The 16,978-nt window shown below is 71.7% G+C and carries 15 protein-coding genes; 11 read left to right on the top strand and 4 right to left on the bottom strand.

Annotation, left to right across the window (positions count from 1 at the left end):
- The first annotated feature begins 4 nt into the window (after positions 1-4).
- The 10 genes from ACJX2R_RS44135 (at position 5) to ACJX2R_RS44090 (ending at position 11,093) form a co-directional block, all read left to right on the top strand.
- Positions 5-1,087 (top strand): alpha/beta fold hydrolase, encoded by a 1,083-nt coding sequence (locus ACJX2R_RS44135; RefSeq protein ID WP_413104663.1) that lies wholly within the window; start codon positions 5-7, stop codon positions 1,085-1,087.
- Positions 1,084-2,571 (top strand): aldehyde dehydrogenase, encoded by a 1,488-nt coding sequence (locus tag ACJX2R_RS44130; RefSeq protein WP_413104662.1) that lies wholly within the window; start codon positions 1,084-1,086, stop codon positions 2,569-2,571. The genes ACJX2R_RS44135 and ACJX2R_RS44130 overlap by 4 nt, the downstream gene beginning before the upstream one ends.
- Before the next feature lie 157 nt (positions 2,572-2,728).
- On the top strand, positions 2,729-3,409 hold the full coding sequence (locus ACJX2R_RS44125) for a GntR family transcriptional regulator (RefSeq protein ID WP_262702341.1): 681 nt from the start codon (positions 2,729-2,731) through the stop codon (positions 3,407-3,409).
- Positions 3,410-3,622: 213 nt separating this feature from the next.
- Positions 3,623-5,902 carry a beta-glucosidase BglX gene (bglX, locus tag ACJX2R_RS44120; protein WP_413104661.1) on the top strand — a complete coding sequence of 760 codons (2,280 nt, stop codon included), beginning with the start codon at positions 3,623-3,625 and terminating at the stop codon, positions 5,900-5,902.
- Between the two features lie 193 nt (positions 5,903-6,095).
- Positions 6,096-7,016, top strand: coding sequence for an AEC family transporter (locus tag ACJX2R_RS44115; RefSeq protein WP_262702343.1), 921 nt, complete (start codon positions 6,096-6,098; stop codon positions 7,014-7,016).
- Positions 7,017-7,206: 190 nt separating this feature from the next.
- On the top strand, positions 7,207-8,025 hold the full coding sequence (locus ACJX2R_RS44110; protein ID WP_413104660.1) for a SigB/SigF/SigG family RNA polymerase sigma factor: 819 nt from the start codon (positions 7,207-7,209) through the stop codon (positions 8,023-8,025).
- Positions 8,026-8,164: 139 nt separating this feature from the next.
- Positions 8,165-9,004 carry an SDR family oxidoreductase gene (locus tag ACJX2R_RS44105; protein ID WP_262702344.1) on the top strand — a complete coding sequence of 280 codons (840 nt, stop codon included), beginning with the start codon at positions 8,165-8,167 and terminating at the stop codon, positions 9,002-9,004.
- A 46-nt stretch (positions 9,005-9,050) separates the two neighbouring features.
- On the top strand, positions 9,051-9,692 hold the full coding sequence (locus ACJX2R_RS44100) for a C39 family peptidase (protein WP_413104659.1): 642 nt from the start codon (positions 9,051-9,053) through the stop codon (positions 9,690-9,692).
- Positions 9,693-9,817: 125 nt separating this feature from the next.
- Positions 9,818-10,645, top strand: coding sequence for an LLM class F420-dependent oxidoreductase (locus ACJX2R_RS44095; RefSeq protein WP_413104658.1), 828 nt, complete (start codon positions 9,818-9,820; stop codon positions 10,643-10,645).
- Positions 10,646-10,661: 16 nt separating this feature from the next.
- Positions 10,662-11,093: a TIGR03668 family PPOX class F420-dependent oxidoreductase gene (locus ACJX2R_RS44090; protein WP_413104657.1), complete on the top strand. Its 432-nt coding sequence runs from the start codon at positions 10,662-10,664 to the stop codon at positions 11,091-11,093.
- Positions 11,094-11,114: 21 nt separating this feature from the next.
- On the opposite strand, the gene ACJX2R_RS44085 is transcribed toward ACJX2R_RS44090, so the two are convergent.
- Positions 11,115-11,492, bottom strand: a complete 378-nt coding sequence (locus ACJX2R_RS44085; RefSeq protein ID WP_262702349.1) for a DUF2267 domain-containing protein — start codon at positions 11,490-11,492, stop codon at positions 11,115-11,117.
- Positions 11,493-11,640: 148 nt separating this feature from the next.
- Between ACJX2R_RS44085 and ACJX2R_RS44080 the strand changes: the two genes are divergently transcribed.
- Positions 11,641-12,357: an HdeD family acid-resistance protein gene (locus ACJX2R_RS44080; protein WP_413104656.1), complete on the top strand. Its 717-nt coding sequence runs from the start codon at positions 11,641-11,643 to the stop codon at positions 12,355-12,357.
- Positions 12,358-12,482: 125 nt separating this feature from the next.
- On the opposite strand, the gene ACJX2R_RS44075 is transcribed toward ACJX2R_RS44080, so the two are convergent.
- The 3 genes from ACJX2R_RS44075 to ACJX2R_RS44065 form a co-directional block, all read right to left on the bottom strand.
- Positions 12,483-12,641 (bottom strand): hypothetical protein, encoded by a 159-nt coding sequence (locus ACJX2R_RS44075; RefSeq protein WP_164502469.1) that lies wholly within the window; start codon positions 12,639-12,641, stop codon positions 12,483-12,485.
- A 147-nt stretch (positions 12,642-12,788) separates the two neighbouring features.
- On the bottom strand, positions 12,789-15,554 hold the full coding sequence (locus tag ACJX2R_RS44070) for a glycoside hydrolase family 2 protein (RefSeq protein WP_413104655.1): 2,766 nt from the start codon (positions 15,552-15,554) through the stop codon (positions 12,789-12,791).
- A gap of 211 nt (positions 15,555-15,765) precedes the next feature.
- The gene (locus ACJX2R_RS44065) at positions 15,766-16,920 is read right to left on the bottom strand and encodes a hypothetical protein (protein WP_413104654.1); all 1,155 of its coding nucleotides are present in this window, start codon (positions 16,918-16,920) and stop codon (positions 15,766-15,768) included.
- Between the last annotated feature and the right edge of the window lie 58 nt (positions 16,921-16,978).

Raw genomic sequence — 16,978 nt, 5'->3', positions numbered from 1 at the left:
GCGCATGGTGAGTGATACGGGCGGGTTCGATTCGGGTACGCGGGCGCGCGTCGCGGCCTCCCGGGCCGGGCGCAGTCCCGGCGCCGCGGCCACGGCAGGAACGGAGCCGTCGGAGCGCACACCGGAGGCGGACGCCGCCGCCGCGCCCGCGGACCCTCCCCGTGCTTCAGCGCGACCGGAGGGCCCCGGCCGGTCGGCGCGGGCCGGGGCCCCGGTGCCCGTGGCGCTGAGCCACGAAGCGCACGGCGACGGCCCGGAGCTGGTGCTGCTGCACGGCGTCGGCCTCGACCGCCGCATGTGGGACCGGTGCCTCCCGGCCCTCGCGGCCCGGCACCGGGTGACGCTGGTCGATCTGCGCGGCCACGGCGCCTCCCCGGCCGCGGCGGCCGGGGTGTCGCTCGCCGAGCTGGCCGCCGATGTCGCGGCGCTGCTGAGCGGCCCCACGCATGTCGTCGGCTTCTCGCTCGGCGCCCTGGTCGCCCAGCGGCTGGGCCTTGACCGGCCGGAGCTCACCGCCTCGCTCACACTGGTCAGCTCGGTCGCGGGCCGGTCGGATGAGGAGCGCGCGGCGGTGGCCCGCCGCCAGGAGCTGGCCGCCCAGGACTTCGGGGCGTCCGCGTGGGCGGCGGTCGACCGCTGGTTCTCGCCCGCCTGGCGGGCCCAGGACCCCGAGCTGGCGCGGCAGGTGCTCGATACGCTGCTGGCCAACGACCGGGCCTCCTACCTGGCCTGTTACCGGGTCTTCGCGACCGCCGACACCGCGCTGTGGCGGTGGCTGCCCCGGATCGCCGCGCCCACCGTGGCGGTGACCGGCGAGCGGGACCCCGGCTCGACCCCGGCCATGTCGCACCGGCTGGCCGAGCGGATCCCGGGCGCCCGGTCGGTGATCGTGCCCGGCGCCCGCCATCTGCTGCCGCTGGAATGCCCGCGGGAACTCGCCGACGTGATCCTCACCCAGACCGGAGGCCACGCCGGAAACCAGACCGGAAGCCACACCGGAACCGCCGGAAGCCAGACCGGAACCCACGGAAGCCACACCGGAACCCACCCCGGAACCCCCACCGGACAGGAGTCCCACCGCTCATGAACCCCCTGCCGCGCCATGACCACTACATCGCGGGCGAGTGGACCGCCCCCGCCGAAGGCGGCTACTTCGCGAGCGTCAACCCGGCCACCGCCGAGCCCTGGTACGAGGCGGCGCGCGGCACCGCCGCCGATGTGGACCGTGCGGTGGGCGCCGCCCGCACCGCCTTCGAGGATCCGCGCTGGCGCGATCTGAGCCAGACCCGGCGCGGTCGGCTGCTGCGGAACCTGGGCGATCTGATCGGTGAGCACGCGGAGCGGCTGGCCCGTACCGAGACCCTCGACAACGGCAAGCTGCTGCGCGAGATGCGGGCCCAACTCGCCGGGCTGCCCGAGTACTTCCACTACTACGCGGGGCTCGCCGACAAGATCCAGGGCGAGGTGATCCCCGGGGCGAGCCGCGAGACGCTCAACTACACCCTGCGCGAACCGGTGGGCGTGGTCGGCGCCATCACGCCCTGGAACTCCCCGCTGCTGCTCACCACCACCAAGCTGGCCCCGGCCCTGGCCGCGGGGAACACGGTGGTGGTCAAGCCCTCGGAGCACACCTCGGCCTCGCTGCTGGCGCTCGCACCGCTCTTCGAGGAGGCGGGGTTCCCGCCGGGGGTGGTCAACGTGGTCACCGGGTACGGACCGGAGGCGGGCGGGCCGCTGACCGAACACGACGGCGTGTCCAAGGTGACCTTCACCGGCTCCAGCGGGACCGGCCGCCGGATCGCCCGCACCTGCGCCGACCGGCTGATCGGCTGCACCCTGGAGCTGGGCGGGAAGTCGCCCAACATCATCTTCCCGGACGCCGACCTGGGCTCGGCCGCCATGGGCGTGATCGCGGGCGTCTTCGCGGCCGCGGGCCAGACCTGTGTGGCGGGCAGCCGGGTGCTGGTGCACCGGGAGGTGTACGACGAGATCCTGGAGCGGGTGACGGCGCGGGCGGCCACGATCCGCATCGGCGATCCGCTGGCGGAGACCACCGAACTCGGCCCGCTCGCCATCGCCGAGCAGTTGGAGAAGGTCGAGTCGTATGTCGAGCTGGGGCAGGCCGAGGGCGGAAAGGTGGTCTGCGGCGGCAGGCGTCCTGAGACCGGTCTCGACGGGTACTTCTACTCCCCCACCGTCTTCACCGGCACCGACAACGGGATGCGGATCTGCCAGGAGGAGATCTTCGGGCCGGTCGCGACCGTCATGCCCTTCGGCTCCGAGGAGGAGGCCCTGGCGATCGCCAACGACTCCGCGTACGGCCTGGCGGCGGGCGTGTGGACCCGGGATGTGAACCGGGTGCACCGGATGGCCGCGCGGCTGGAGGCCGGGACGGTGTGGGCCAACACCTATCGCTCGATGTCGCCGATGTCGCCCCGGGCCGGGTTCAAGACCAGCGGGATGGGGACCGAGCACGGCACGGAGGTGATCCGGGAGTACACCCGGCTGAAGAGCGTCTGGATCAACACCAGCGAGGAGCCCGCCGGGGATCCGTTCATCCTGAGGTCCTGAAACTCTCAGGTCCTGAGGCCCTGAAGCTCTGAGCTCCGGAGGGCCTGAGCTCCTGAAGTCCCGGCCCTCCGGACCGAGGAAGGGTTGTTGTATGGCACAACACACCATCGTTCCCACAGTTGACGGGAAGCAATGGCCACACCTAGGGTCCCGTGCCATGCAACGACCCACAGGGAAGCGGCTTCAGCAGACCAGCATGCAGGCGAGGGTCGCCGAAGAGCTGCGGCAGATGATCATCAGTGGTGAGCTGCCGCCCCGCTCCAGCCTCTCCGAGATGGCGCTGTCCGAGACCTTCGGCGTCAGCCGGACGCCCATCCGCGAGGCCCTCAAACAGCTCCAGATCGAGGGTTTGGTCGAGGTGCGGCCGCGGGTCGGCACATTCGTCGCCGTACCGTCCCGGCGCGAGCTCACCGAGCTGTTCCAGATGAAGGAGCTGCTGGAGGGCGCCGCCGCCCGGCTGCTCGCCTTCCGCGGGAACGTACCGGAAGTGGACCGGCTCGCGGCCAATATGAAGGCGGCCGACGCGGCCGTCCGGGACGGCGACGCCGAGCAGTACGCGGCGCTGGTCCACGAGTTCCACGATCTGATCGTGGTGGGCGCGGACAACAGCAAGCTGGAGGCGCACTACCGCACCCTGATGAACCAGCTGGCCTATGCCCGGCTGGTGCGTACCTCGCTGTCCCGGCCCGGCCGGCTGGACGAGTCCGACGATGAGCACCATCGCGTCCTCAATCTGATCCAGGCCAAGGACGGCGACGGCGCGGAGCGGGTGATGCGGGAGCATGTGCGGATGAGCCACCAGGCCCTGATGGCGGGCATGGACGAGCGCCGGGCCTGACGAGGCGGTTCACTCCCGCGGTGCCGGAGCGCGGCCGTCCGGACACGCTGAGCGCACTCGGCGCCGGACGTACCGGGGGCCGGGACGCCGATCCTGTCGTACGTTGGCAGAAGACCCAGGTGGCGGCCGCATCCCGCGCAGGGTCGTGACCGGCATGGTCTTGGGGAAAGCGGGCTCGGGGAGAACCGATCGCCGAAGACCAGGACGAAGACCATGAACGATGTGCGCAGACGTACGGTGCTCGCCGCCGCCGGGGGGACGGCGGTCGCGGGCAGGGCCGCGGCCGCCCATGCCCAGGCCCCGCCCTCCCCCGGCCAGGCCCGGCCGGGGCGCGAGCCCGGTCCGTACGAGACCAGGATCCAGGCCCTGATGGCGCGGATGTCCATCGACGAGAAGCTCGGCCAGCTCCAGCAGCTCGCCTGGACCGGCGCCACCGGGCCCGGTGGCGGGCAGACCGCCGCCGCGGAGAAGGCGGCCCGCAGGGGCAGGCTCGGCTCCGTGCTCAACATCTACGGGGCCCGCACCACCAACACGCTCCAGCGGATGGCCGTCGAGGAGTCCCGGCTGGGCATTCCGCTGGTCTTCGGGCTCGATGTCATCCATGGCATGTGGACCACCTTTCCCATCCCGCTCGCCCAGGCCGCCGCCTTCGATCCCGCGGTGGCCGAGTGGGACGCTGAGGTGTCGGCGCGGGAGGCCCGCTCCAACGGGGTGCACTGGGCGTTCTCGCCGATGATGGACGTCACCCATGAACCGCGCTGGGGGCGGATCGCCGAGGGTGACGGCGAGGACCCGTATCTGGCGGCGCGGCTCGCGGCCGCCAAGACCCGTGCCTACCAGGGCGACGACCTGCGCTCCCGGCGCCACCTCGCGGCCTGCGCCAAGCACATGATCGCCTACGGGGGCGTCGAGGGCGGCCGTGACTACAACACGGTGGATGTCTCCGAGGCCCGGCTGCGCAACTTCTACCTCCCCCCGTTCCGGGCGGCCCTGGACGCCGGGGTGGCCACCGTCATGGCGAGCTTCAACACCGTCAGCGGGGTCCCCGCCCACGGCTACCGGCATGCGCTGACCGAGATCCTCAAGGAGGAGTGGGACTTCGGCGGCTTCGTCGTCAGCGACTACAACGGCGTTCAGGAAATGATCGTCCACGGCTATGCCGCCGACCGCTCCGACGCCGCCCGGCTCGCCTTCAACGCCGGGATCGACATGGAGATGGCCAGCACCACCATCAACGAGTACGGCAAGCGGCTGCTGCGCAGGGGTGAGATCACCACCGAGCGGCTGGACGACGCGGTGGCCCGCATCCTGCGGCTGAAGTTCCGGCTCGGGCTCTTCGAACATCCCTACGCGGACGAGGACAGGGCGATCGCCGGGCCCACGAAGGCGTCCCGGGCGGCGGCGAGGGAGGCGGCCGGGCGCACCATGGTGCTGCTCAAGAACGAGAAGTCGACGCTACCGCTGGACAAATCGGGCTCCATCGCCGTCGTCGGGCCGTTCGCCGACTCCACCGATCTGCGCGGCTCCTGGGCCGGGCCCTGGGCGGAGAAGTTCCACCCGGTCACCGTGGTGGACGCGGTCAAGGACGCGGCGCCGAAGGCCCGGATCAGCCATGTCGAGGGCGTGGACGCGTCCGGCCGGAACACCCGCGGCATCGCACGGGCGGCATCGGCGGCCAGGGCGACCGATGTGACCGTGGTGGTGGTCGGGGAGGCGGCGACGCTCAGCGGGGAGGCGTCCGTGCGCAGCGACCTCGGCCTGCCCGGCCGGCAGGAGCGGCTGATCTCCGCGATCGCGGACACCGGCGCGCCGTTCGTGGTGGTGCTGCTCAGCGGGCGTCCGCTGACGATGGAGGGCTGGCTGGACCGTACCCCCGCCGTGCTCCAGGCGTGGCATCCGGGGATCGAGGGCGGCAACGCCATCGCGGATGTCCTCTTCGGCACCGTGAACCCCGGTGGCAAGCTGCCCGTGACCTTCCCGCGCACGGTCGGGCAGATCCCCATCTACTACAACCACGAGAACACCGGACGCCCCTACGACCGGGCCAACCACTACACCTCCAAGTACCTCGACCTGGCCCACGGACCGCGGTTCCCCTTCGGCCACGGCCTCAGCTACACCACCTTCGACATCGGCGAACCCCGGCTCAGCGTCAGCCGCGTCCGGGCCGAGGCGCTGCGCAAGGGCGACACCGTCGAGGTCGCGGTGGCGGTGCGCAACACCGGGCGCCGCAAGGGCGATGAGGTGGTGCAGCTGTACATCCGCGATCCGGTGGCGAGCATCGTGCAACCGGTGCGCAGGCTCAGTGGCTTCCGCCGGGTCAGCCTCGGCCCCGGGAAGGCCACCACGGTCCGATTCCGGCTGAGCGCCGAGGAGCTGGGCTTCTGGACCCAGGATCCGCACGGCCGGTTCCTGCTCCAGAAGGGCGAGATCCGGGTCTTCGCGGGCAACAGCTCGCTGGCCGGGCGGGGCCGCACCCTCACCATCACCTGAGCCCGGACACCCCCGCTCGTCAGCGACGTCACAGCGCGGCGGCCGAATTACTTGTAGGGTGCATGCTGACCCTACGCACCCGGAAGACGCCCTTGATGACCGCCGCGCCCTGGCCCTCGACCACCACGACGAGCGGACGAGACCCCGCGACACCCCGCGCGGGCGGCACCGGCCACGGTGGGGTGGAGGCCCAGTGGGCGGTGTGATCACCGGCTTCGGTGTCATCGCGACCATCATCGTCACCGGCTATGTCATCGGGCGCCGCCGCTCCTTGGGCGCCCACGGCCGCGAGGTGCTCACCAAGCTCTCCTTCGATGTGGCCTCCCCCGCGCTGCTGTTCACCACGCTCTCCAAGGCCGACCTCTCCGTCGTCGTCTCCACACCGCTGCTGGTGACGGCCCTGTCCACCTTCGTGGTCGCGGGCACGTTCGTGGCCGTCGGAGCCGTACGGCGGTGGAGCGTCGGCCGGACGACGATCGGCGCGCTGTGCGCGAGCTATGTGAACGCGGGCAACCTCGGCATCCCGATCGCGATGTACGTCCTGGGCGACGCGACCCTGATCGCCCCGGTGCTGCTCTTCCAGCAGCTCGTCATGACACCGATCGCCCTGACGGTCATCGACCTCTCCCGCCCCGATACGCGCCCCTCGTTGATCCGCAGACTGACCAGCCCGTTCCGGAACCCCATCGTGATCGGCTCGCTGTCCGGTGTCCTGGTGTCCGCCACGGGCTGGCGGATCCCCGGGCCCGTCGTGGAACCGCTCTCGCTGCTGGGCGGCATGGCCGTGCCCGCCGTACTGCTGGCCTTCGGGATCTCGCTGCCGGGCAGTCAGCTCCCCGGGCGCGGCGAGGAGCGCGGGCCGGTGCTGCTGTCGGTGGCGCTGAAGTCCTTCGCCCAGCCGGTGGTGGCCTGGGCCATCGCGGCGGGTGTGTTCCGGCTGAGCGGCCCGGCGCTGTTCGCCGCCGTCGTCACCTCGGCGCTACCGGCGGCTCAGAACCTGTTCACCTACGCCTCCCGGTATCAGACCGCCACCGTCCTGGCCCGTGAGTCGATCCTGCTGTCCACGCTGCTCGCGCCGCCGGTGCTGATGACGGTGGCCGCGCTGCTCGGCTGAAGGACTTTGTTTGCCCCTGGAGGCCCAGGGCAGACGGATATTCGTGCTTCGGACCGTAGGCACGCACCGCGGGAGCAGTCTGCGACGCTCCAGACCGCGGCGGCGCGCCGGTCCGCACGTCCCCGTGAACCTCCCGCGATGCACTCCCGGTCCCAGGTGACCCGTCAGCCCATCGCAGGAGGTGTGTTCCATGACGACCGCCACGCAGGACATGACACGGCCCCAGACCGGCCCCACGAAGCACCCGCATGACGACGCGCCGGACACCGGCGCCGAGTTCGCGGAAATGGCCCGGCTCCCCGACGGCCCGGAGAAGGAGGCGCTGTGCCGCCGGGTCGTGGAGGCGTGGATGCCGATGGCCGAACGGCTGGCCCGGCAGTACCGCAACCGCGGCGAATCCCTGGAGGACCTTCAGCAGGTGGCCGCGCTCGGCCTGGTGAAGGCCGTCAGGCGGTACGACCCGGAACACGGCACCGCCTTCGCCGGGTTCGCGGTGCCCACGATCGTCGGCGAGATCAAGCGCCACTTCCGGGACCATCTGTGGGTGCTGCACGTCCCCCGCCGGGTCCAGGATCTGCGCAACCGGGTGCGGGCCGCCCACCGCGAACTGTCCCACGGGGTGGACGACCGGCCGCCGCGGGCCCAGGAGATCGCCGAGCGCACCGGGCTGACCGAGAAGGAGGTGCGCGCCGGTATGGCGGCCATGGGCAGCTTCACCCCGCTCTCCCTGGACGCCCAGCTGACCGGCGCCGACGACGGCTACTCGCTGGCGGACACGCTCGGCGCCCAGGAGCCCGCGTACGATCGGGTGGTGGACCGCGAGGCCGTGCGCCCCGGTCTCAGCAGGCTCCCGGACCGGGAGCGGCAGATCCTTTACCTGCGTTTCTTCTGCGATATGACACAGAGCCGGATCGCCGAGCAGTTGGGCATCTCCCAGATGCACGTCTCACGGCTCATCAACCGCACCTGCTCCACCCTGCGCGCACAGGCGCTCGCGGAGGCCAACTGAGCCGGTCGCCACGTTGCGCCGCTGGAACGATGTGCATCGCCTTAGCGGGTGACCGTGGCGCCGTGGGGGGCTACGGCTCCCCAGGCGGGCTGCGAGGGTCGGGGCGGCGGGTGACGGACCAACGAAGGAGACCGAACCAGTGAACAGCAATCCCGATCGTCCTCCTCCGGTACCTGTCCCGGAACTCCTCAAGGGGCAGAAGGCGCTGGTCACCGGGGCGAACTCGGGGATCGGAAGGGCCACCGCGATCGCGCTGGGGCGCTCCGGCGCCGATGTGGTGGTCAACTACGCCAGCGACCGGCCGGCCGCCGAGGCCGCCGTCGCCGAGATCCAGAGCCATGGTGTGCGGGCCTACGCCCATCAGGCCGATGTGTCCCAGGAGGACCAGGTCACCGACCTGGTGTCCACCATGGTCGACCGCCTGGGCACCATCGACATCCTCGTCGCCAACGCGGGGCTCCAGCGGGACGCGCCCACCACCGAGATGACGCTCGAGCAGTGGCAGAAGGTCATCTCCGTCAACCTCACCGGCCAGTTCCTGTGCGCCCGGGAGGCCATCAAGGAGTTCCTGCGGCGCGGTGTGGTGCCGGAGGTGTCGCGGGCGGCCGGGAAGGTCATCTGCATGAGCTCGGTGCACCAGACCATCCCCTGGGCCGGCCATGTGAACTACGCGTCGTCCAAGGGCGGCGTGGCGATGCTGACGCAGACCCTGGCCCAGGAGTTCGCACCCCACAAGATCCGAGTGAACGCGATCGCGCCTGGCGCCATCAAGACCCCGATCAACCGCAGCGCCTGGCAGACCCCCGAGGCGCGCGACTCCCTCCTGCGGCTCATCCCGTACGGCCGTGTGGGCAACACCCTGGACATCGCCAACGCCGCCGTCGTCCTCGCCTCCGACCTGTGCGACTACGTAGTGGGCACCACCCTCTACGTCGACGGCGGCATGACCCTCTTCCCGGGCTTCGCCACGGGCGGCTGAGCGGAGGCCGGGGCGCGGCGGGCGGAGTTCGGGAAGACTGGCGCGCATGCCCGAGACCCCGGTTTCCCTCATCCACCCCGTGCCCTACTACGCCCAGTGGGAGTCGCCCGGCCTGGTGCCCGACATCATCGCGGGCGCCCTGTCGGCGGCCGAGGATCCGCTGTGGCAGAAGTCCGGGGCCGCGAGTCCGGAGGAGTACGCGTTCTGGTCGTGGCGGCTGTGCGGGATGGCGTGTCTGCGCATGGCGCTGGACCACTGGCGCGGCACCGCGCCACCCGCGGTGACACTCGCCGAGGAGTATGTCGGGGCGGGGGCGTATGTGCGCCACCCGGACCGGGTGGACGGGCTCGTCTACGCCCCGTTCGCCGCGTACACGCGACGGCGCTGGGAGCTGTTCGCCGAGTCCCGGCCGCTGCTTCCGGCCGAGGAACTGCCCGGACACCTCGCGGCCGGGCGGCTCGCGATGCTGTCCGTCCACCCCTCCCTCCGCACCCTGGACCCGCGGCCGCCGCACCGGGGCGGCCATCTGGTGCTGGCCGTCGGCGCCACCCCGGACCATCTCCTCGTGCACAATCCATCGGGCTTCCCGGACGGCTCCCAGCGCTTCGCCGAGGTCCCCTGGGGCGACCTCGGGCGGTTCTACGCGGAGCGCGGTGTCCTGCTCGGTCCGGGCGAGTCCCGGCCGTAGGACTCGCGCCGCCCGGTCCGGCCGCCACCCGGCCGTGTCACTCGTGCGCACCGTTGTGGATTCCGCACGGCCGGGTACCCATGTGGTTCCCGTAGGTCATCCACGCACCGTCCCAGGGAGCCGCAGTGAAGTTCGGCGTATCCACGTTCGTCACCGACCAGGGCATCCGGCCCGCCCCCTTGGGGCGGGCCCTGGAGGAGCGCGGTTTCGACGCGCTCTTCATCGCGGAGCACAGCCATATCCCGGTGGACCGCCGTACCCCCTATCCGGGCGGCGGGGACCTGCCGGAGGTCTACTACCGGACCCTGGACCCGTTCGTGACACTGGCCGCGGTCGCCACGGTCACCCGGCGTCTGCTGCTGGGGACCGGGATCGCCCTGTTGGTGCAGCGGGACCCGATCACCACCGCCAATGAAGTGGCCTCCCTCGACCTGATCTCGGACGGGCGGGCCGTCTTCGGGGTCGGCGCGGGCTGGAACCGCGAGGAGATGGAGAACCATGGGACGGATCCGTCCACCCGGGGCCGGCTGATGGACGAGCGGCTGCGGGCGATCCGCGAGCTGTGGACGAAGGAGAAGGCCGAGTTCCACGGGGAGTTCGTGAACTTCGACCCCGTCTTCCAGTGGCCCAAGCCGGTCCAGCGGCCGCATCCGCCGATCTATGTGGGCGGTGGCAGCGACGCCGCGTTCCGGCGGATCGCCGCCGTCGGCGACGCCTGGCTCGCCAACAGCGGATCCCCCGAGGAGCTGCGCCCGCAGATCGAGCGGATGCGCGAGGTGGCCGGCCGCGAGGTGCCGGTGACGCTGTACGCGATGCCCGAGGACGCCGAGGCGGCCGAGGGGTACCGGCGCATCGGTGTGGAGCGGGTGCTGTTCTACCTGCCGACGATGCCGGAGGCGGAGACGACCGCACGGCTGGACTCGATGGCCCGGATCGCCGCCCGGTTCCAGTGAGCTGCCGGGGGTCGCGATGCCGCAGCTGACGAGCGCGCAGGCGCGGGAGCGCTTCGCACGGGCCAGGCTGGCCCGGCTGGCCACGGTCGGCGCCGGGGACCGTCCGCATCTGGTGCCGGTGGTCTTCGCGCTGACCGGCGACACGGTGGTGACGGCCGTCGACCACAAGCCGAAGCGGACGACACGGCTGAAGCGCCTGGACAACATCCGCGCCCACCCCGCCGTATGCCTCCTGGTGGACGACTACGACGAGAACTGGGACCACCTGTGGTGGGCGCGCGCCGACGGCACGGCCCGCGTCCTGCCACCGGCCGACGAGTCGCCGGTGTCCGCGGACCACGTCCGGCTGCTCGTGGACACCTACCCGGCCCAGTACGGGGGCCGGCCGCCGCGCGGACCGGTCGTGGAGATCACCGTCGGGCGGTGGAGCGGCTGGCGGGCCGGATGAGCCCGTTCGCCCGTGCGCGGGTCAGCGCGCGGACTCCGCCATCCTCGCGAACTCGCTGCCCAGCTGGGACATGGCGTGGCCGTACTCCTCGGCGGAGACGGCCTCCCGGAGCGTGGCGAGGACCGCCCGGACACCCCGGTCGGCCTCCGGCTCGGACAGCCCGGTGCGCATGTGCACCCTGCGGACCGACTCCTCGGGGTCGAAGATCTCCATCTCCCCCGGCCCGCGCCGAAGGGACTCCCGGAGGTGTCCGGGCAGCTCCTGGGCGAGCTCGCGGGCCTCGCCCGCGCTCAGCCGGGCCGCCAGGGTCTCGAGCGTGGCGCGGGTGACGTCCGCCGCCTCCTGCCGTGACAGCTGGGTGCGGTCCGCCACCGTCTGGAAGAACTCCCGGTCGTCCATGCGGGCCTCCCTATGACGCGCACCAGGACACGGCCTCACCACCACCTTGCCATGCGGTTCCACCGCCCGCGAGGCGCTGGAACCGGCACGGAGGGACGATGGATCTGTGGGCTACGGCCATCTTGTCCCCCCGAGGAGGTGGACGACCATGACTTACTCCTCCGACAGTCCGCATGGCGCCGGGCGGCCGAGCGAGGAACCCTACGGCCGGCCGGGAGGGCGGCCCTCCGGCGAGGGCAACCCCTACGCCACGATGCAGAACATGCTGTCCAACACCACCTGGCAGGTCCTGGTGACCGCGGGTCTGGTGGCGATCGCGCTCGGTATCATGGTGCTGGCGTGGCCGGGTCCCTCCCTGGTGGTGATCGGCGCCCTGTTCGGCGCGTATCTGCTGATCAGCGGGATCTTCCAGCTGGCCGGGGCCTTCGGTTCGCATATTCCGAGGAATCTGCGGGTGCTGAGTTTCGTCACCGGCGCGCTGAGCGTGCTGCTGGGGCTGCTCTGCTTCCGGGGACCGGCCCAGTCGATCCTGCTGCTCGCGCTGTGGATCGGCTTCGCCTGGCTGATCCGGGGCGTGATGCAGACCGCCATGGCGGTCTCCGGTGAGGACCTGCCCGCCCGGGGCTGGCAGGTGTTCCTCGGTCTGCTCACCATCCTCGGCGGGATCATCCTGATCGTGGCGCCCTTCGGCTCGATCACGGCGCTCAGCGTGGTGGCCGGTATCTGGCTGCTCGCGCTGGGCATCATCGAGATCATGCACGGCATCCAGCTGCGCACCAGTCTCGGCGGACCCGGCGCCCCGCGCGCCGAGCACCGGGGGATGCACTTCCCGCGCTTCCGCTCGCAGCCGCATCCTCAGGCGTAGCCCGGCCGCCGTCCCCGCCGCCGCGACGGCCGTGAGTGGCCGTCGCGGCGGACCGCGGACGATCAGGGTCAGGGGCTCCGGCTCGGGACGGGATGGCGGGGTGGGGTGGGGTGGGGTGGGGGGTGTCAGCGGGTCTGCACCCACCACGCCATCAGCCCGATGGCCGCGGTGCCGCACGCATACGAGGCACCCCGGACGAAGTTGGCGGCGGCGAGTCGGCCGTATCGACGCCATCTGCTGCTGGAACGGCTGGGTACCGGCGGGCGAACCTCCATGGTGTGCATATGGAGCCCCTTTCGTGAGCGTACGGACAGTGACTGTCCGACACGGGGGAACGACGCGCTGGAGAAAGCATACAAAAGTGTGAACTTGCTCCATGCATCGGACTCGCCGGAAAAATTCCTTTCGACACGATTTCAGGATGTGGGCGGTCAGCGGGTCCTGGCGGTCGCGGGGACGGTGCGGGTGGCGGTGTTCCAGCCCGAGATCCGCACCGAGGGGGCCGAGCCGCCCAGGTCCGCGGTGCGATAGGTGGCGGTGAGCGTCACCGACTCGCCCGGCCACAGGCTCACCTCGTTGTCCGACCAGCGAACGGGCAGGACCGGCTTGTCCGAGCCGTTCACCAGATGGGCGTCCACCAGCAGTGCCGGTGTGCGCCCGCTCCCGGTGTTGCGCAGGGTGACGGTCGTGGTGGCGGTGGAGTCCGGCCCGCCGGTCGTGGTGGCGGTGGCGGACACCGGCGCATCCGCCATGTCGTCGAGCCCGGTCAGATCCGCGTACGAGGTGGTGGGGGTGTAGTACCAGTCGGTGTTGTCCCAGTCGAGTACGTCCTTCTCGGTGGAGAGCCAGTACACATTGCGGCTGACCTCCTTGCCCGCGCCATCGGTGAGCTGGAGCTTGACCAGATAGGCGCCGGACACCCCGCTCACATCGGCCGGGACGGTGAGCGCGGTGGCCTTGCCACCGTCGCCCGGCACCCGGAGACCGGTGGCGCTCTTGTCGAACTTCCGGGTGCCGTCGGGGGTGTAGAGGCTGACCCGGGCGGTGAGACCGGTGGCCGCGGTGTGTTCGCCGTTGACCACGACCACCGAGCGGGAGTCGTAGGAGTACTGGATGTGCAGCGGCTCATTGGCCTTCTTGGCGCCGTAGTAGGCCCCGCCCTGGTCCAGGTAGCGGTCGAAGAGCTGCCAGTGGAGCGAGGTCCAGCCGCTGTTGAGCATCCAGTGGACGACACCGGTGGCGGGCCGGGAGGTGTCGGAGAAGTTGCGCGCGTACGCCTCGAACTGGGCGCGTACCGCCTCGTACCGCGCCAGCCCCGCCTTGCGTACGTAGTCCGTCAGCCCGGTCGGCTTTCCGTAGCGGCCGATCAGCGCGTTGTCGAACAGCTTGAGGTCGCCGAAGGTGCCGGACGGGGAACGGTGGTACTGCTTGGCCGACGGATCCCGCCACAGGGTTTCCAGCTCGCTCGGGGACATCATGCGGCGGAGCGTGTCCAGGGTGGGGATGTCGGGTCCGGCGCTGGTCTCGGAGTTGAAGCCGGTGGCGCCGCCCTCGCGCTTGGCGTACCAGTAGTCCGGCGGGACCCAGTCATAGGGGCCGGTCATCTTCATGCCGGACTTCCCCAGCTGCGGGGAGGACTTGGCGGAGGCGGCGGGGATCACCGGGTTCGGCCAGTCGGCCGCCTGGAGGGCGTCCAGGTAGTTCTTCTCGATGGTGGCGTCGGGGGCGAAGTCGCTGCCGATGAGGAAGGAGATGACGCTGGGGTGGTCGCGCAGCCGCGCGGCCTCGGCGGTCATCGAGTCCTTGGCGACCGGGTAGTCGGCGGGGGTCCACTTCTCCCCCGTCTCATCGCCGTTGACCTGGCCCTCCCACTTGTCGCAGCACTCCCAGCCGGGGAGGGTCAGGATGCCGTAGCGGTCGGCGAGGTCGAAGAACTCGTCCGGCTCGATATGGCCTTCCAGGCGGACGGTGTTCAGCCCCAGGTCGAGGGTGTACTTCAGCCGGTCCTCCACCGAGCGGGCGTCCCAGCGCAGAAACACATCGGGGGACCAGCCGCCCGCCTTGACCAGCAGCGGGCGCCCGTTGACGCGGTACTGGCGGGCACCGTCGGCGTTCAATGGCGCCTTGACGTCGCGGATGCCGAAGCTGTGGTGGGCGGTGTCGGAGGGGGTGCCCGAGACGGTGGCGGTGAGGTCGAGGTCGTACAGCGGCTGGTCGCCCATCCCGGCGGGCCACCACACCTTGGGCCGGTCCAGGCGCAGCTGGGGGAAGTCGGCGGGGGTGAAGGTGACGGCCTTGGTCTCGTGCGGGGCGAGCGAGACCGCGCGGCTGACGGCCGCGGGGCCGGCCGTGCCGGAGACCGTGGCGGTGACCGACGAGGCGGAGTCGTTGCGGACCCGCGCCTTCACGGTGAGCTCGGCGGAGGCGAGCGATTCGGTGTCCAGCCGGGTCGTCACATGCGCGTCGCGCAGGGCCACCGGGCCGCCACGGCGCACCAGCACATCGCGGACGATGCCCATGTTCTCGTCGGGCGGGGGCTGAAGCCAGTCGATCCAGCCCATCGTGAGGTTCTTGCGCGGATCGTTGGGCTGGACGCGAAACGCCACCGTATTGGTCCCCGCCCTGACCAGGTCGGTGACGTCCAGCTCATGCTGGGTGTACGCACCGGCGATCCGGTCCTTGGTGGCCACCTGGACGCCGTTGACATACACATCGGCCGCGGACACCACACCGCTGACGTCCAGATAGGTGCGGCGGGAGGGGTCGGCCACGGTGAAGTCGCCGCGGTACCACCAGGGGACGGCGAAGTCGGCCGCGGGGATCTTCTCGAGGTTGGTCGAGTAGAACGGATCCGGGTACGCACCAGCCGCGAGCAGCCCGGCGAGCACCGTCGACCGGGGCCCCACCGAGTGCCAGCCGGACGCGGGATAGCCGGGGGTGGAGATGGCCGCCGGGCTGTCGGACACCTTGGCCGAGGACTGCGTGGCGAAACCCGCGAGCGGGGTCGCGGTGCCGGGGGCCGCGCCCACCCGGGTCACCGGGGTGGGGCCGCCCGCCGCCGGTCCGCCGCGCGGGGGCGCGGCGCCCGTGGTGAGGGAGACGGTGAGGAGCAGGCCGCCGACCGCGAGCGAGGCGGTCAGGGCGCGTCGGACGCGGGCTCGCGCCCGCCGCCGGAATGGTGCCGGACGGAGGACCACGGATGTCTCCCTGAGGGCAGGCAGGGCATTGGTTAAGTAGGTTTCCTAACAACCAACGGACCGTAGAGAGATGAGCGAGCCATGTCAACCAGCCCCGCCCGGAAATGGCCCTTCCGGGCGTACGGTGCGCATACGGAAGGGCCGGGCGCGGAGCGCTGACGCTCAGCGCCCGGTCCCCGCGCCTGGTCCCGCGCCCGGCCCCGCGTCTCGTTCAGGCGTGCCAGCGCAGCACCGCGCCCAGGCCCCCGGCCGGTCCCTGGAGCCCCTCGGGCACCACCAGCACCTCGGTGTCGGCCACCGTCGCGGACCGCATCAGCGCGTCGTCCGCGCGGGCGGGTTCGGGTGTTCTGACGCCCATGGCGCGCGCCTGGGAGCGCTGCACGGCCACCTGATCGGCGTCAGGACCGATCCACACCTCATGGCGCATATCGCCCCCCGCGTGCCCCAGCAGCAGCGTGGCCGCCTGGTGGCGGCGCATGGCCTCCACCACCGCCGGTACGCCCTCCGCCGCACCGCTGCTCGGCGGCCCGGTGCCGTCGTGTCCGCCCAGGGCCGGTCCGCCGGGGCGGCCCCGCCCCGCGCGGAAGAGATCGAGGACCGTCACCAGATGGGCGCGGGCGTACTCGGCCCGGGCGTGGTCGATCTCCGCGTTCAGCTGCTCGGAGCAGCCTGCGGCCCTGCTGCCGTGGCGGGTCTCCTCCGTCTTGGCCCGCAGCGGCTCGGGCAGCCGGTCGCGCACGGCCCGGCGCTCGCGCGGATCACCGGCCAGGATCAGCAGGTCGGCGTCGGTGTCCGTCCACTGCCGTATCAGCTCGTCGGCCACCCGGTCGGCGGTCTGCTCAAGGGTGTTCCCGACCCGGTTGCGGTAGTGCCACTCGAAGCGGTCGGCGGGCACCGACCGATGGCCCCGGCCATGCGCCCTGCGGCCCCCGGCGCGCCCGGCCGGGCGGGCACCGGTGTCGTCCCGCAGCTCCAGATCGGCCCCCGCCTGGTCGACGAAGGCCACCAGACAGGCCGGCCACTCACCGCGGAACGCGGCCAGCGGCGCCACTCGCGGCAGCATCGACCAGGACGTCACCACGTCGATCGGGGACGTGGCCAGCGGCAGGTCGAGCACCACCTCGCCGTCCGTGGCGAACAGCGCCCGACCCGCGGACGCCCTGGCCCATTGCTCACCGGCCAGCCGCTCGATCACCGCGTCGCAGGTGGCGCGGTCGGCGCCCTGGCCGGTCAGCTGATCCGCCACGAACCGCTCCCGCAGCCTGCGCCGCCTGGGCGCATCCTCCGTACTGCGGGAAGTGTCCATGTAGACGCCCGCCCATGGACCGGGGCGGTCGAACAACGGCTTCAGGAATCCAACGTCCATGACCTCCCCCAAACCCGGGGAAACATACGGAAGAAACCGGTCGACCCGACTCGCGCGG

Origin of the sequence: Streptomyces sp. Inha503, assembly GCF_047215865.1 — a bacterium.
Taxonomy (GTDB): Bacteria; Actinomycetota; Actinomycetes; order Streptomycetales; family Streptomycetaceae; genus Streptomyces; species Streptomyces lycopersici.
The sequence above is the reverse complement of the archived record's forward strand: the minus strand, read 5'-3'. Positions and strand labels throughout refer to the sequence as shown.

What these genes read in the sequence shown, in the direction of transcription:
- ACJX2R_RS44125 (WP_262702341.1), top strand. Translation starts at nt 2,729, where the DNA reads ATGCAACGACCCACAGGGAAGCGGCTTCAGCAGACCAGCATGCAGGCG.
- bglX (WP_413104661.1), top strand. Translation starts at nt 3,623, where the DNA reads ATGAACGATGTGCGCAGACGTACGGTGCTCGCCGCCGCCGGGGGGACG.
- ACJX2R_RS44065 (WP_413104654.1), bottom strand. Translation starts at nt 16,920, where the DNA reads ATGGACGTTGGATTCCTGAAGCCGTTGTTCGACCGCCCCGGTCCATGG.
- ACJX2R_RS44080 (WP_413104656.1), top strand. Translation starts at nt 11,641, where the DNA reads ATGACTTACTCCTCCGACAGTCCGCATGGCGCCGGGCGGCCGAGCGAG.
- ACJX2R_RS44075 (WP_164502469.1), bottom strand. Translation starts at nt 12,641, where the DNA reads ATGCACACCATGGAGGTTCGCCCGCCGGTACCCAGCCGTTCCAGCAGC.
- ACJX2R_RS44085 (WP_262702349.1), bottom strand. Translation starts at nt 11,492, where the DNA reads ATGGACGACCGGGAGTTCTTCCAGACGGTGGCGGACCGCACCCAGCTG.
- ACJX2R_RS44100 (WP_413104659.1), top strand. Translation starts at nt 9,051, where the DNA reads ATGCCCGAGACCCCGGTTTCCCTCATCCACCCCGTGCCCTACTACGCC.
- ACJX2R_RS44135 (WP_413104663.1), top strand. Translation starts at nt 5, where the DNA reads ATGGTGAGTGATACGGGCGGGTTCGATTCGGGTACGCGGGCGCGCGTC.
- ACJX2R_RS44130 (WP_413104662.1), top strand. Translation starts at nt 1,084, where the DNA reads ATGAACCCCCTGCCGCGCCATGACCACTACATCGCGGGCGAGTGGACC.
- ACJX2R_RS44090 (WP_413104657.1), top strand. Translation starts at nt 10,662, where the DNA reads ATGCCGCAGCTGACGAGCGCGCAGGCGCGGGAGCGCTTCGCACGGGCC.
- ACJX2R_RS44110 (WP_413104660.1), top strand. Translation starts at nt 7,207, where the DNA reads ATGACGACCGCCACGCAGGACATGACACGGCCCCAGACCGGCCCCACG.